This window comes from Nitrobacter sp. Nb-311A (genome assembly GCF_000152905.1).
Classification (GTDB): domain Bacteria; phylum Pseudomonadota; class Alphaproteobacteria; order Rhizobiales; family Xanthobacteraceae; genus Nitrobacter.
Map to the genome: position 1 here is coordinate 459,864 of NZ_CH672416.1, position 15,335 is coordinate 475,198.

The following is a 15,335-nucleotide window of genomic DNA, read 5'->3' on the forward strand; positions in this document are numbered from 1 at the left end:
GGCTCCAGGTCTATTTTTTGACGCGTTTTCTTTACGCGAACCGGTACCCACTTCGCTCGAAAACGCTATTTCCGGATCATGTCCTTCGCCGCGATCAAGCCGCCCCCCGCGATCAGCATGGCGGCGACGGTCATGATGTCTTCCTTCCTCCCCTCGCGGGGGGAAGGAGAGAAGCGGTCTGTCCAACTATGCGTTGCTCTTCACGCCAGATACTGTCCGCCGTTGACGGAGAGCGTTGAGCCGGTGATGAAGCCGGCGTCGTCGGCGGCGAGAAAGACCACCGCGCGCGCGATCTCCTCAGGCTCGCCCAGACGGGTCGCCGGAATCTGAGGCAGGATACTTTTCTCGATAACATCCTTTGGCACCGCCTGCACCATCTCGGTGTTGATGTAACCCGGGCAGATCGCATTGACGGTGATTCCGCTCTTGGCGTTCTCCAGCGCCAGCGCCTTGGTGAAGCCGATTTCGCCGGCCTTCGCCGCCGAATAGTTCACCTGGCCGAACTGGCCTTTCTGGCCGTTGATCGAGGAGATGTTGATGATGCGGCCGAACTTGCGCGCGCGCATCCCCTCGATCACCGGGCGCGTCATGTTGAACAGCGAGCCGAGATTGGTGTTGATGACGGCGCTCCACTGCTCAAGCGTCATCTTGTGGAAGGCGCCGTCTTTGGTGATGCCGGCATTGTTCACGAGCACCTCGATGGGGCCGAGGTCGGCTTCGACCTGTTTGATGCCGCCAGCGCAGGCCTCAAACGAGGCGACGTCCCACTTGTAGACGGGAATGCCGGTGTCCGCCTTGAACTTCTCCGCCGCCGCATCGTTGCCGGCATAGCTCGCCGCGACATTGTATCCAGTCGCCTTCAACGCTCTGCTGATCGCGCCGCCGATACCGCGCGTTCCCCCCGTCACCAGTGCCACCCTTGCCATTGCGTCGTCCTCCCTGAGAGCAGGCCGAAATCGTCACGACCATCCAAAAAAAACTTGCAGATTAAAAATGCCCGGCTCGTGACCGGGCATTTCACTCTCAATACGAACTGCGATGACCGACGTCATTTGAAGCGTCCGTCGCCGATCAGCCGCGCTCGACGCACATGGCGATGCCCATGCCGCCGCCGATGCATAGCGTGGCCAGGCCCTTCTGGGCGTTTCGCTTCTGCATTTCGTGCAGCAAGGTCACCAGCACGCGCGTCCCCGAGGCGCCGACCGGATGGCCGAGGGCGATCGCACCGCCATTGACATTGACCTTGGAGGTATCCCAGCCGAGATCCTTGTTCACGGCGCAGGCCTGCGCGGCGAAGGCCTCATTGGCCTCGATGAGGTCGAGGTCCGCGATCGCCCAGCCTGCTTTCTTCAGCGCGGCGCGGGAGGCCGGAATCGGGCCGGTGCCCATGATCTTGGGGTCGACCCCGGCATGGGCCCAGGAGACGATGCGGGCAAGCGGAGTCTTGCCCTCTTTCGAAGCCTGCGCCGCCGACATCAGCACCACGGCCGCCGCGCCGTCATTGATCCCCGACGCGTTGGCCGCGGTCACGGTGCCGTCCTTCTCAAAAGCGGGCCGCAGCTTGGCGATCGATTCGACTGTCACGCCAGCCTTCGGATATTCGTCCGTATCGACGACGATATCGCCTTTGCGGTTCTTGACCGTGACCGGCACGATCTCATCCTTGAAGCGGCCTGCCTTCTGCGCGGCCTCCGCCTTGTTCTGCGAGGCGGCGGCGAATTCGTCCTGCTGCTGACGGGTGATCTGGTACTGGCGGGCGACATTCTCGGCGGTGTTGCCCATGTGGTAGCCGTTGAACGCATCCCACAGCCCGTCCTTGATCATGGTGTCGATCAGCTCAATGCCGCCCATCTTCACGCCGCCGCGCAGGTGCTGCGCATGGGGCGCCATGCTCATGGATTCCTGTCCGCCGGCGACGACGATCTCCGAATCCCCGTTTAGGATGGCCTGATAGCCGAGGGCGACAGTGCGCAGGCCCGAGCCGCAGAGCTGGTTGACGCCCCAGGCCGGGCTTTCCACCGGAACGCCGGCGCCGATCGATGCCTGACGCGCCGGATTCTGGCCCTGCGCCGCGGTCAGAATCTGGCCCATGATGACCTCGGAGACCCGTCCGGACTCGATTCCCGCCCGCTCCAGCGCGGCCCTGATGGCGATAGCGCCGAGAGCGTGGGCCGGCGTCGTGGCAAGCGCGCCGTTGAAACTTCCCACCGGCGTGCGGGCGGCGCTGACGATAACGACATCGTCTGACATGGACACCTCCTGGAGCTTAAGAGACTTGAAATACGATGGCGACGGCCGCGCGGGTGGCCCGGATTCTTCTCAAATGTATCCTGTTGGTCTCACGAGAGTGTGTCAATTGCGCCAAGGGTTGGAAGTTGCACCCGTACACAATCGTGAGCACTTCCATTCTATGCTTTTGGAATTAACTGTTTTTTATAAAACGGTAGCCGAAGCGTACCGAAAGTGCTTATTTTGCTGCAATGCGTTACGTGTTGACCCCATCGTGGACGCCGGCGGGGTTTCTTGTCCTAGGCAGGGACGTGTGAGACCTATGGCAAAATCAGAGACACCAACGACAATCAAAAAATATGCGAACCGGCGGCTCTATAATACCGGCACCAGCACCTATGTGACGCTCGAAGATCTCGCGGCGATGGTCAAGCAGGGCGAAGATTTTCTTGTATTCGATGCAAAGACTGGAGACGACATCACCCGCTCGGTGCTGGCGCAGATCATTTTCGAACAGGAGAACAAGGCGGGGCAGAACCTGCTCCCGACCACGTTCCTGCGGCAACTGATCCGTTTCTACGGAGACAGCATGCAGATGGTGGTGCCGAAATATCTCGAACGATCGATCGACATGCTGACCCGCGAACAGGAAAAGTTTCGCAAGCAGATGACGAGCAGCTTCAGCGGCACTCCTTTCGCGCCACTCGAAGAGCATGTCCGCCGCAACATGGAACTTTTCGAGCGCACCTTCTCGATGTTCAAGCCATTCGTGCCGCCGCGCAACGGGACCGCTGCGCCCGAGCCGGAGAAAACGCCTGATTCTCCCGATCCCGGCGACACCATCGACGATCTTCGCCGGCAGATGAAGGAGATGCAGGACCGCCTGGAACGGATGTCGAAAGATCCGAAGAAGGAATAAGCGGGGGCCGCGGCCCTGATCGAACAGACGAGGCTGACGCCACCGACCTCGAATACCTGGGGCTGAACTCCGCCGCCATTGCCGGACAAGACCACTCGCGGCCGCTACGATTTTCATACGCTGCAATTTTCATAACCGATGGCCCTACCCGTTCCAGTCATCAGCGCCGTCGCGCAATGGCTTCAAACGGAATCGCGTTTCATGGGTACGGGACCTGAACCGGCTTGCTTGTGATCGTCTCTGTTCCACCATCCCCCGCCAAGCGCTTGAAACAACGCGACCGTATTCGCCAGTTGCGCGGCCTGCGCATCGAGACGCGCGAGCGAGGTCTGCAGATACGCCTGCTGCGCGGCGAGTAGAAGCGGCACGCTGATCTGTCCTTGATCGACCTGTTTACGCACCAGCGTGATGCTCTCTGTCGCCGATCGTTCCGCGTCGGTCGCGGCGCTGATCGCACGGGTGCCCGCCTGAAGGGCCCGCAAGACATCCGCGACGTTCTGAAAAGCCGCGAGAACAACGCTGCGATATTGAGCGAGTGACTGATTGGTTTCCTCTTCCGCCGCACGTTGCTTGTTCGCCAACGTTCCTGCGTCAAAAATCGTCTGCGCTGCATTGCCGGCGATCATCCCGAGCGCCGCGCCCGGAGTCGCCAATTGCGCGAATTTGGCAGCCGCGGAGCCGCCATTTCCGACCAAGGTTATCTGCGGAAGACGATTGGCGATCGCCACTCCGATCATTGCATTGGTCGCATGAAGGTTCGCTTCGGCAGCCTGAATATCAGGACGCTGTCTTACCAGATCGGCCGGAAGACTGAGAGGTAAACGGCGGGGCATTCGAAATGACCCGAGATCGAATGTTTCCTTAGGAGCGTCACTCGATAAACGTCCGGTCAGGAATGACAACAAATGACGCTGTTGCGCGAGCTGCTTTTCGAGATTGGGCAACAGCAGTCGGGTCTGCGCAACCGCGGTCTCCTGCGCCGCGACATCCGTCTGGGCAATCTGTCCCTGCTCCTGTTGCCGTCGCAGCAACCTCAAAACCTCGGCCTGCAAACCAAGGACGCGACGGGTCGCCGCGATCTGGCCCCTCACCCGGCCTTCCTCGATCGCCGCAAGCGCGATGTTGCTGGCCAATGTCAGATAGACCCCCTCGCGCTGGAACGCGCGCATCTCAGCTTGCGAATCCGCGGACTCCACCAGACGGCGCGTCCCTCCCCACACATCGGCAAGGTACGACACGGTCACTTGGCCGGTGTGCAGACTCAAAAGGTGGGCGTTCGACTCAAGAGGCGACTGCAGATCGACCGGCACCTGCTGGCGCGAGGAATTGAAGCCTCCCGTCACGCTGGGAAACAGCGCACCGCGCTGGGCCAGCGCGTTGGCTTGCGCCACCCTGACCGCGGCCTCCGCAGCGGCGAGGTCGGCATTGTGCGCGATGCCGTCCTCCACAATCCGGTTCAGCGCGGGCGAACGAAACAGTTCCCACCACTGGGGAGGAATCTCCGCCGCGCGTACGACCGGATGTCCCGGCACGCGATCGCCGGCGGGATCGGACAAATATCTGAAGGTTTCGGGAGGCGCCTGAGGTTTGAAGTCAGGTCCAACCGCACAGCCCGACAGCGCAGACGATGCGGCAGCCAGGAACGCCACGACGAAAAATCGCCCATGGGGGAATACAAGCCCCCATCCTGGTTTCGATGAATGTCCCCCCGATCCATTCTGTTGGCTTGACCGCACGAAATGCCCCTTCAACCACGGCTCACACGAACCGACTTGCTATTCTGCCGGTTCGAACGCCGAATCGGGAGCGGCGGCTACCGTTTTTCGGCGGGAAAACAGCGCAATGAGGGCCGGAAGCGCGACGAGGATCACCAGTGGCGCCAGCATCATTCCGCCGACCACGACGACAGCCAGCGGCTTTTGCACCTGCGATCCGATTCCGGTCGACATAGCGGCGGGCAGCAAGCCGATGCCCGCAATTACGCAGGTCATCAGGACAGGGCGCATTTGAGCCTCTCCTGCTCTTATGATCGCATCAATCCGCTCCAGGCCCAACTCAATAAACTGATTGTATTGCGACAGGATCAGAATCCCGTTCATCACCGAAATACCGAACAGTGCGATAAAGCCGATGGCGGCCGAGACGCTGAAAGGAATGCCCGTAGCGAACAACGCGAAGACCCCACCGATCACCGCCATCGGAATGACGCTCAACGCCAGCAACGTGTCACATATGGATGTGAAATTGATCCATAGCAGTAACCCGATAACGCCAAGGCTTAACGGCACGACAATCTGCAAACGCCCGATCGCTTCCTGCAGATTGCGGAATTCGCCGACCCATTGAAGCTGGGTTCCGGCAGGCAGTTGCACGTCCTGCGCAATCCGTTGTTCGGCTTCCTTGATGGTGCTGCCTAGATCGCGATCACGAACACTGAACTTGATCGGCAGGTAACGTTGCTGTTGTTCCCGGTAGATATATGAAGGACCGCTCACAAGTCGGATGCGCGCGACCTCGCCCAACGGAATCTGCGTTATTCCTTTGGGCCCCGATACGCCGATCGTCAGCTTGCTGATGGCTTCTGCGCTATGACGGTACTGCGGAGCCAACCGCACGACGATCGGAAAGTGGCGATCGCTTCCCGGTTCGTAAACGTCGCCCGCGGACTCTCCGCCGACAGCCGTCCGGATCATCGAATTGATATCACCCGGTGACAGTCCGTAGCGTGCGGCACGCTCACGATCGATATCAATCTGGATCGTCGGCTGGCCAAGCGACGTGAAAACGCCAAGGTCCGTCACACCCGGAACCCTCTCGAGCACGGCCTTGATCTTGTCGGCTGTGTCCGTCAGTTCCTGCAAATCATTGCCGAACACCTTGATCGAGTTCTCGCCCTTAACACCCGACACCTGCTCGGCCACGTTGTCCTGCAGATACTGCGAGAAATTGAATTCGATTCCCGGAAATTCCGTCTTGAGCCGCCCCTGGATTTCCTCGGTCAGCTTTTCCTTGTCCACGCCATGGCGCCACTGACTGACCGGCTTTAGCGGAGTGAAGAACTCGACATTGAAAAAGCCGGCGGCGTCCGTGCCGTCATCGGGGCGGCCATGCTGCGTCACGACCGTATCCACCTCGGGAAAGCTGCGGATCAACTTGCGCATCCGGTTGGCGTAGCCATTTCCCTCCTGAAGGGAGATCGTTGCCGGCATGGTGGCGCGTATCCACAGATTGCCCTCCTCCAGCTTGGGAAGAAACTCCAGCCCCAGAAATCGTATCGCGATCCCCGCCAGAATGAACACCGCCAGCGTCACAGCAACCGTCAACCTTCTGTTCGCGACAGTGACTCGCAAAGCCGGACTGTAGAAACGGTGAAGGGTGCGCACCAGCCAGGTTTCCGTCTCCCGAACATGCTCCGGCAGCAGAAGTGCGCTGAGCGCCGGTGTCACGGTAAAGGTTGCGAGCAGGCCTCCCGCGATGGCGTAGGCGTAAGTCTTGGCCATGGGGCCAAAGATGTGCCCTTCGACGCCGCTCATGGTGAAAAGCGGGATGAACCCCGCAATGATGATGCCGGTCGCGAACAGGATCGAGCGGTTGACGCCGGTAGCCGCAATATAAATCGCGAGAAGCTTTCCGTGTAGTCCGGACGCGTCGCCATCCTCAGGAAAAGTCCTATGGGCGCCGTGCCCAAGCTCCCGGAATATTCGTTCGACCATGATCACGGTGGCGTCGACGATCAAACCGAAATCGATTGCGCCGACCGATAGCAGGTTAGCGGATTCGCCGCGCAGGATCATAATCCCGATGGCGAAGCACAATGCGAACGGAATCGTCGCACCCACGATCAACGCGCTGCGAAGATTCCCGAGAAACAGCCACTGCAATGCAAAGATCAGCAGAATGCCGACCGTCATGTTGTGCAAGACGGTGTGCGTCGTCGTGTTGATGAGATCCTGACGATCGTAAATGCGCTCAATTCGCACGCCGGGCGGCAAAATCCCGGAAGTATTGATACGCTCGACTTCGGCCTTCAACCGCTCGATGGTCGGAGTGCTTTGCTGGCCGCGGCGCATCAGAACGATGCCTTCGACAATATCGTCGTCGTTGTCCTGGCCGGCAATGCCGAGGCGAGGCTGGTGCCCGATGATGACCGTCGCAACGTCCCGGACCAGGACAGGATTGCCACCGGCTTGCGTCAACATGGTATTGTTGATGTCATCGCTCGACCGTATCAGCCCGACACCACGCACAACTGCCGACTGCGTGCCCAGATTGACGATATTTCCGCCGACATTCAGATTGCTTCCGCGCAGCGTTTGCAACAGTTGCGGCAGCGTCAATCTGTAGGCGACAAGCCTATCGAGGTCGACCTGCAGTTCGAATGTCTTTGTTTTCCCTCCCCAGCCAATGACATCCACGATACCAGGCACAGAGCGGAAGCGGCGCTGCAGGACCCAATCCTGAAGCGTCTTCAGATCGAGTACGCTATAGCCAGGCGGACCCACAAGCCTGTAGCGATAAATCTCGCCGACCGGACTAACGGGACTGATGGTGGGCTGGACGCCCTCCGGCAATCCGGAGAGTTGCGCCAAACGGTTGAGGACCTGCTGGAGCGCCTCATCATAGGTATAGGCATAGGTGAACTGCAGTTTGACGTCCGACAGTCCGTAAAGAGAGATAGTTCTCATGACCCGGAGGTTCGGCACGCCGGACAGCTGCGTTTCAATCGGAATCGTGATGTAGCGCTCGATCTCTTCGGCCGAGAGTCCGGCGCTTTGAGTAATTACGTCCACCATGGGCGGAACAGGATCGGGATAGGCCTCGATGTTCAGGACCTTGAACGCGGCGATCCCACCGGCCAAGGTCATAATGAAGAGAACCAGCACCAGAACGCGCTGCCTCAACGCAAACGCGACGATCGGATTGATCATGGCGAGCTACCGCATTCGTCAGGTCTGTTTGGCGACCGCCATCCGGTCGATGAACAAACTGCCGCGCGTGACGATCTTCTCGCCCGGACGGAGCCCGTCGAGCACCTGGATCAGCTGTCCGCTTGATTGACCCAACTTGAGCTGGCGCAATTCGACGCTTTGATCGTCGCCGACGACCCAGACATGCGCGTTGCTTCCTTCATAGATCACCGCCTCAAGAGGCACCGCCGGCATTGGCTCGCCGTCGCTGTCAACAATCGTGACGCTCGCAAACATCTCGGGTTTGAGGAGTCCGTCCGTGTTATCGACGGTGGCGCGGACCAGAAGCCGCCGATTGTCAGGGTCGATTCCCGGAGCGACGTAGTCAACCCGGGTCTCGAACACACGGTCTGGCTGCGTCATGACCCTGAACACCAGGCGCTCGCCGATCTGCACCTTGGCGACATCGGTCTCGCGGACATAGGCCACGATCCAGACTTTCGACGTGTCTCCGATCAGGAATACCGGATCGCTGTCGCTTGCCCCGGCATTGACATATTGCCCGATCCCGACCTTGCGTTGCAGAACGGTTCCGGCCAGCGGCGCGTAAACCGGAGCATCGGGAGTGAGCGCGCCCGTCTTCTCGAACGCTTCGATCTCCGCGTCGGTTTTTCCAACGAGCCGCAACCGATTGCGCGCAGCCTGAAGTGCAACTTCCGCTGAACGGGAATCGTTCTCCGAAGCCGTGAGATTGGCCTGAGCTTCCTGCCATTCTCTCTGCGACGCGGCCTTATCCTTGGCCAGGCTCGACATTCTTCGCTCGACGATCTGCGCGAGGTTGACCTGGGACGCCGCCTTGTTCCGGGTAGTCAGCGCGACGACGAAATCTTTTTGGGCATCCACGGAATCGGCCGCCGCGATCACGAAGAGAAGCTGGCCTTTCTCAACGCGATCCCCGGAGGAGACCATCAATTCCGTCACACGGCCCGCATACGGTGCGAAGATGCGAGTTGACAGGTTCTGATCGAGCGCGATCTTTCCCTCGGTACGGAATTCGGAACGGAATACGTGTTGCTCGACCGGCTGCACCGTCACGGTACCCCATTGCGATGCGGTCAAACGCAGCTTTCCGTCAGGCCGCTTGATTTCGCTGTCCAGCTCTGAACTGCGGGCGGCGCTGCCGCGATCGACTTTCAGGACGATGGCCGCCGTTACGGCAAGGGCGAACACGATCGACAGGCCGATGACCACGCGCGGAACCGACCACGCTCGCCAGAATGACGCCAAACGGCGCATGATACCGTATCCTATTCCCGTCGCCCGGCCGAATTGGAAGGGCGGTCTGTCCTCCAGGAACCAACGATTTTCAATACTGGTCCAAGGCCTTGCCCATCCAGGCGATCGCTCCCGAAAGGGCGATAACTTCTCGTCCGGCGAGCGCTATATTATAGAAGTCGCGTCTTACGGTAGCCTTACAACGACCGCCATGACAGGCGCATTACACCTAGCTTACAGCTAGGCTTCCGCAAGCCGAATGACACCGGCGCCTGCCTTTCCAGGCAACGGCAGGGACCAGGGAGCGATCGCACCCATGAGAGTCTTGATCGTCGAGGACAGTGAGGAACTGGCCGATCTTCTGGCGAAGGGATTGCAGGCGGCTGGGTACGAAATCGATCTCCTCACCAACGTCGCCGACGCCTTCAGCGCACTGGGAACGACGCGTTATGCGGCATTGATCCTGGATCTCGGTCTGCCCGATGGGGACGGACTTTCGATCCTGCGTGAATTGCGGCATCGCAAGGATCCCCTCCCCGTCCTCGTACTCACGGCGCGCGGGGGCGTGGAGGACCGGGTCAGCGGGCTTCGAAGCGGAGCAGACGACTATCTCGTCAAACCCTTTTCCTTTGACGAGTTGGTGGCGCGGCTCGAAGCACTGCTCAGGCGGCCGGGACAGTTGCTCGGCAGTTCGCTGAAGCTCGCCAACGTGACCTTCGATAGCGAAGGTCGGCAAGCTTTCGTCGACATGAAGCCTCAGAACCTGTCCGCCCGGGAGATCGCGGTGCTCGAGTTGCTTTTGCGCCGCAAGGGTAACGTCGTTTCCAAGAAACTTCTCGAAGATCAGATCTTCGGACTGACCGGAGATGTCGCCTCCAATGCGGTCGAGGTGTATGTCCATCGTCTGCGCAAACAGCTCCTGGACATTGGTGCGAAGGTCAAGATCAGCACCATTCGCGGTGTCGGCTATGTGATGATGGAAAGTGACTAGTGTGGTGGTTCAGAGGTTCGCTTTCAGCGTCCAGCGAGTCTGCCAGGCGAACTTCTGAACCTGAACCTAAACCACGCCAGAATTATAAAGTTGTTCGTGTCCCTTTGATTTCGAAGCTCGCATCAAAGGTTACTTCAAGGTATGCGAACTTCGGAATCGGGACACTAGATGCCGCTGCGAAGATCAATTTTGTCGCGCATTGTCGTTCTTCATGTTGTCGCGATCGTCATCGCGGCGGTTGTATTGCGCTCCGTCCTGCACTGGTCGCTGGCATCGGATGTCGCCAAATTTCAGTTGCACAAGATGGCGGCCCAAATCGAGATATTCGCCCGCCATCTGGAGCCTCGCCCGGGCGGAGGATGGTCGCTTCACCTCCCCGATAGCGCACGCGATCAGTATTCGGAAGCCTATGGCCGCTACAAATACGCGATCATTGACGACACGGGGTCGGTGATCTTCTCGTCGAGTCCCAGCAAGAATGCACTATTCGCCATCGATCCGAACGCGAACGGCATTGTCCCGCACAAGGCCCTGACCCGGGGCGGCGCCAAAACGATCACCGGCGCCAGCGTGCGCAGGGATATCGGCGGCTACCCAGTCTGGATACAGGTGGCAGAAGAGCTGTCGCATAGCGATGTCGTCGTCGACGATATCCTGGCCAGCTTCCTCCGGCAGGTTGTATGGATCATCGTTCCGGTTCTTTTTCTCCTGCTTGCCGCCGACATCGTCATCTTCCGCCTCGCGATCAGACCGCTGCATCGCGCGTCCAGCCGAGCGAAGCATATCAGTCCCACGCGTCTTGAGGTCCGCCTGCCTACCGACGACATGCCTCCCGAAATTCTGCCGCTCGTGGAAGCCGTCAATCAGGCCCTCGATCGGTTTGAGCATGGCTTTCTCGCTCAGCGCGAGTTTGCCGCCAATGCAGCGCATGAAATACGAACGCCGCTCGCCATCCTTCGCACCAGGATCGAGACCCTGCCGCATAGCGAGGCAAGCCATGCCTTGGGTCGGGACGTCGATAACATGAGCCGTGTTGTCGGCCAGCTGCTCGACGCGACGGAACTCGAGACCGCCGTGGTCGATCCGGAGGAGATTGCAGATCTTCACGAAGTTTGCGTCGAGGTTGCGGAATTCATCGCGCCATTGGCGCTGAAGCAAGGGAAGAGCATCGAATTGATGTGCGCCGATGAGCCCGTTCTCGTCAAAGGAAACGCGGAGATGATCCGCCGCGCGGCACGAAATCTCGTTGAAAACGCTATTCACCATACCCCCCAGGGTACGAGCATCGAGCTCATCGTGAGCACGGATGGCTCGATCAGCGTCATCGACAACGGCGACGGCGTGCCATGGGCGGATCGCGAATTCATTTTTCAACGATTCTGGCGGCGATCGCCGCATACGGCCGGAGGCGCAGGCCTGGGATTATCGATCGTCGAGAAAATCGTAGAAGCGCACCAGGGAAGCGTCGCCGTCGAGGATGCTCCTGGCCGCGGCGCCAAGTTCACGATGCGCTTCCGGCGTGATGATAGGACGCTGTGACAACCAGTCTATCGGGTCGGAGAAAGCCTGACCTTCCAAGCGGATCGAGAGCGGCCAATGCCGTACCGCGCGATATCAGGACGATGAGGCGGAGACGAACGGTTTTTCGATACGGGAGCAGCTATGATCACGGTTCAGCGAGTGGATGACGGCGGCGCACTCAGTTTCGAGGTCGTGGTGCGCGAAGGAAAGGGCGAGACTCGCCACTCCGTTACGATGTCTGAAGTCAAATGCCAGCAACTGACCGGCGGCAAGCACACGCCGGAGCGTTGTATCGAAGCCGCCTTTCGCTTCCTGCTCGACCGCGAGCCCAAGGAGTCGATCCTCGCCCGCTTCGATATTTCCGTGATTTCCCGCTACTTCCCGGAATTCGAGCAGGAACTGCCCCGCTATCTCGCGCAATTCTAACGTCAATTGCGCGCTCTCAACGAGCTGCAACCCACGGAAACGTACGCGGTTGCGCAGGGTCTTCTGCTGTGCTTGTTGGCAACTCATGAGAGCATTTTCCGGTGAAGTGGACGCCGCCTCGCCGGAACAACATGCGGCCAACAATTTCTAGAGCATGGTCCGGTTCAACTTGATCGGATCATGCTCTATTGCTCATCCGTGCATATGCGGAACGCGAATTAGGACCGCAAACCAAGCGACCCGCCGATGATGCATTTCAGCGCGACGTCGGTTCAGCGGAAAGGGATGGTCATGGGTTTCGCGAACGGCGCTGCCGAGCCGGCCAACGCCACATGGTGACCGTCGCCAGCCGCCAGCGAGCGATCGTGACGCTGACGCTGTGTGCGGGTGTCGCGGTGCTGACGCTGGTATCGCTGGGGATCGGCCCTGTGGCGTTATCGCCGTCAACGGTTCTCCATGCCTTGCTTGGCGGCGGCGGCGAAGTCCAGCGGATCATTGTGCTGGACATTCGTTTGCCGCGCGCGGTCCTCGCAATCGCCATCGGCGCGATTCTCGGTCTGTCGGGCGCCGCCCTGCAAGGACTGCTGCGCAATCCCCTGGCATCGCCCTCGCTGTTCGGCGCGCCGCAGGCGGCGGCGTTCGGCGCGGTGCTGGTGATCGCGCTGGGATGGGCCGATATTCATTCCTTCGCATTGCCGGCGGCGGCGATCCTGGCTGCATTTACTTCAGTGTTCGTGCTGCTCGTGATTGCGGGGCGTGATACCAGCCTGCTGATCCTGATCCTCGCCGGGCTGGCGATTTCCGCTCTTGCCGGCGCGGCGACGTCGCTGACAATGAACCTCTCAAGTAACCCTTTCGCCGCGCTGGAGATTGCATTCTGGCTGCTGGGATCGCTGGAAGACCGCAGCTTTCGGCATGTGGCGCTGGCGCTGCCCTTCATTGTCGCGGGAGCCGTGATTCTGATGTACCAGCGTCATGCGTTTCGTGCCCTCAGTCTCGGTGAAGAGGCCGCGCTCAGTCTGGGAGTGAATATTGGCCGGTTGCGGATGTGGACGATTGTCGGCGTTGCGCTTGGCATAGGCGGCGCGGTCGCGGTAGCCGGGGCCATCGGCTTCATCGGACTGGTCGCCCCGCATCTGATGCGCCCTCTGATCGGCTACGACCCGGCGCGGCTGCTGGTGCCGAGCGCGCTGACCGGGGCGGCGCTTCTGCTCGCGGCCGATATCGCGGTGCGCGTCATTCCCTCGACCTCGGACATCAGGGTCGGCGTCCTGACCGCGCTCCTCGGCGTTCCGTTTTTTCTCTACCTGATCGTGCGCGAGCGGCGGGCGCTGGGTGGAGGGGTGGCATGAGCGAGGACGCTGTTCTCGTCGCATCGTCGCTCTCCGCACACCTTGGCAAGAGGCTCGTCCTGAACGACATCTCGATGGCACTGCCCGGCGGGCACCTTGTCGCGCTGGTCGGGCCGAACGGCGCGGGCAAGACCACGTTGCTGCGGGCGCTGGCGGGCCTGCTGCCCTCGCAAGGCACGATCGAGATCTGCGGCAACGCGCTATCCTCTCTCGGCCTTCAGGAACGCGCGCGCCGTTTCGCCTATCTGCCGCAGGGTCACCAGATCCACTGGCCGCTGCCGACCAGGGATGTCGTGGCGCTTGGACGTTACCCGCACGGCGCGCGCGATCCCGGAAGGCTGACCGGCCACGATGCCGCCGCCGTGATGCGGGCGATGCAGATGGCGGACGTGATGGATTTGGGCGATCGCCGCGTGACGGACTTGTCGGGCGGCGAGCGCAGCCGTGTCGCGCTGGCGCGGGTGCTGGCGGCGGAAGCGCCGGTGCTTCTGGCCGACGAGCCGACTGCATCGCTCGATCCGCGCTATCAGATCGAGATCCTGATCAAACTGCGAACAACGGCGGACAACGGAACGCTGGTTGTCGTGGTGACGCATGATCTTGGGCTCGCGGCGCGTTTCGCCGACATTGTCCTGGTGATGTCCGAAGGACGGCTGGTATCGCAGGGACCGCCTGCCGGCGCGCTCTCGGAGGCGATCATGGCCGAGGTCTTTCGCATCAGAACCTATCGTGCCGACCATGAACGCGAGATCGTCCTCGTGCCGTGGGCGGAAGTTTGATCGCGATGTTGCGGCTTTCGCGGTTGCGTGGCTTTCGCAAGGCGATCGGCGCGGGTTCCGCCGCACGGCGAAGCAGCAGCCTTGCCGCCGCTCTGGTCCTGACCGTCGAAATCGTCATGCCCGCATACACCGCCGACCTGCTGCGGGTTGCCTCGATCAATCTATGCACCGATCAGCTTCTGATGACGCTCGCCGACCCCGTCCAGATCGTCGGCCTCAGCCCTTATTCGCGCGATGCCGCGCGCTCCTACGCTGCTGAAGAGGCGGAGAAATATCGGCGGCTCTCCGGCGAGGCGGAGGACGTGCTGATGCTCGGACCCGATATTGTCGTCGCCACCCCCTACACCAGGCGCGCGACGCGAGAGCTCTTGAAGCAGCAAGGGATGCGCGTGGTCGCGTTCGATGTCGCGAAATCGATCGATGACGTGAAGGAGCAGATCCGCCGGATGGGCGATCTTGTCCGCCATCCGGATCGCGCGGAAATCCAGATCGCGCGGCTCGACGCCGCCATTGCCCGCGCGAGGGGAGCGGCGTCGCGCAAGCTCTATCGGGTGTTGGCGCTGTCGCGGCGCGGCTGGGTATCGGGCGACGACAGCCTCGCCAGCGCATTACTCTCGGTCGCCGGGTTGTCGAACGCCGCATCCGGCCTTGGCATTACGTTTGGCGGGTTTGCCAAGCTTGAAACCATCGTTGCCGCCCGGCCGGATTTCATCCTGATATCCGATGGCCGCAACGTCGCCGAGGACGAAGGCAGCGCGCTGCTGCTGCACCCGGCATTGGAGAAGTTGTATCCGCCGTCGCGGCGCATCTTGATTCCCGAGGATCTCACGGTGTGCGGCGGGCCGATGCTTGCCGACGCGCTGGACCGGTTGGTCGCGGAGTTGAAACGGATCGGAGACTAGAAATCGACCGGGAGAGCGCATTAGCCCCCGGTGC

General features: G+C 60.8%; 12 protein-coding genes. 7 read left to right on the plus strand and 5 right to left on the minus strand.

The window, feature by feature from the left end; genetic code table 11:
- Positions 1-200: 200 nt before the first annotated feature.
- Together phbB and NB311A_RS11165 are read right to left on the minus strand one after the other, a co-directional pair.
- A complete protein-coding gene (gene phbB, locus NB311A_RS11160) occupies positions 201-926 on the minus strand; it encodes an acetoacetyl-CoA reductase (RefSeq protein ID WP_009798656.1) in 726 nt (241 codons plus the stop codon).
- Positions 927-1,071: 145 nt separating this feature from the next.
- Positions 1,072-2,250 (minus strand): acetyl-CoA C-acetyltransferase, encoded by a 1,179-nt coding sequence (locus NB311A_RS11165; protein WP_009798657.1) that lies wholly within the window; start codon positions 2,248-2,250, stop codon positions 1,072-1,074.
- A gap of 301 nt (positions 2,251-2,551) precedes the next feature.
- Between NB311A_RS11165 and phaR the strand changes: the two genes are divergently transcribed.
- Positions 2,552-3,148, plus strand: coding sequence for a polyhydroxyalkanoate synthesis repressor PhaR (gene phaR, locus NB311A_RS11170; protein WP_009798658.1), 597 nt, complete (start codon positions 2,552-2,554; stop codon positions 3,146-3,148).
- A 182-nt stretch (positions 3,149-3,330) separates the two neighbouring features.
- Here phaR and NB311A_RS11175 read toward each other — a convergent pair whose 3' ends face one another.
- The 3 genes from NB311A_RS11175 to NB311A_RS11185 all read right to left on the minus strand — a co-directional run bounded on the left by NB311A_RS11175 (position 3,331) and on the right by NB311A_RS11185 (position 9,351).
- Entirely contained in the window at positions 3,331-4,797 is a 1,467-nt protein-coding gene (locus NB311A_RS11175; RefSeq protein ID WP_009798659.1) for an efflux transporter outer membrane subunit, read from the minus strand.
- A gap of 126 nt (positions 4,798-4,923) precedes the next feature.
- Entirely contained in the window at positions 4,924-8,076 is a 3,153-nt protein-coding gene (locus NB311A_RS11180; RefSeq protein WP_009798660.1) for an efflux RND transporter permease subunit, read from the minus strand.
- A gap of 18 nt (positions 8,077-8,094) precedes the next feature.
- On the minus strand, positions 8,095-9,351 hold the full coding sequence (locus NB311A_RS11185) for an efflux RND transporter periplasmic adaptor subunit (RefSeq protein ID WP_009798661.1): 1,257 nt from the start codon (positions 9,349-9,351) through the stop codon (positions 8,095-8,097).
- Between the two features lie 295 nt (positions 9,352-9,646).
- Between NB311A_RS11185 and NB311A_RS11190 the strand changes: the two genes are divergently transcribed.
- The 6 genes from NB311A_RS11190 (at position 9,647) to NB311A_RS11215 (ending at position 15,301) form a co-directional block, all read left to right on the plus strand.
- Positions 9,647-10,321 (plus strand): response regulator transcription factor, encoded by a 675-nt coding sequence (locus NB311A_RS11190; RefSeq protein WP_009798662.1) that lies wholly within the window; start codon positions 9,647-9,649, stop codon positions 10,319-10,321.
- Between the two features lie 189 nt (positions 10,322-10,510).
- Positions 10,511-11,860 (plus strand): HAMP domain-containing sensor histidine kinase, encoded by a 1,350-nt coding sequence (locus NB311A_RS11195; protein ID WP_245256981.1) that lies wholly within the window; start codon positions 10,511-10,513, stop codon positions 11,858-11,860.
- Between the two features lie 123 nt (positions 11,861-11,983).
- Complete coding sequence (locus NB311A_RS11200) at positions 11,984-12,268, plus strand: hypothetical protein (protein ID WP_009798664.1); 285 nt, start codon at positions 11,984-11,986, stop codon at positions 12,266-12,268.
- 332 nt (positions 12,269-12,600) lie between these two features.
- A complete protein-coding gene (locus NB311A_RS11205) occupies positions 12,601-13,620 on the plus strand; it encodes an iron ABC transporter permease (protein ID WP_040674932.1) in 1,020 nt (339 codons plus the stop codon).
- On the plus strand, positions 13,617-14,399 hold the full coding sequence (locus NB311A_RS11210; protein ID WP_009798666.1) for an ABC transporter ATP-binding protein: 783 nt from the start codon (positions 13,617-13,619) through the stop codon (positions 14,397-14,399). The genes NB311A_RS11205 and NB311A_RS11210 overlap by 4 nt, the downstream gene beginning before the upstream one ends.
- 5 nt (positions 14,400-14,404) lie before the next feature.
- The gene (locus tag NB311A_RS11215; RefSeq protein ID WP_040674935.1) at positions 14,405-15,301 is read left to right on the plus strand and encodes an ABC transporter substrate-binding protein; all 897 of its coding nucleotides are present in this window, start codon (positions 14,405-14,407) and stop codon (positions 15,299-15,301) included.
- Positions 15,302-15,335 lie beyond the last annotated feature (34 nt).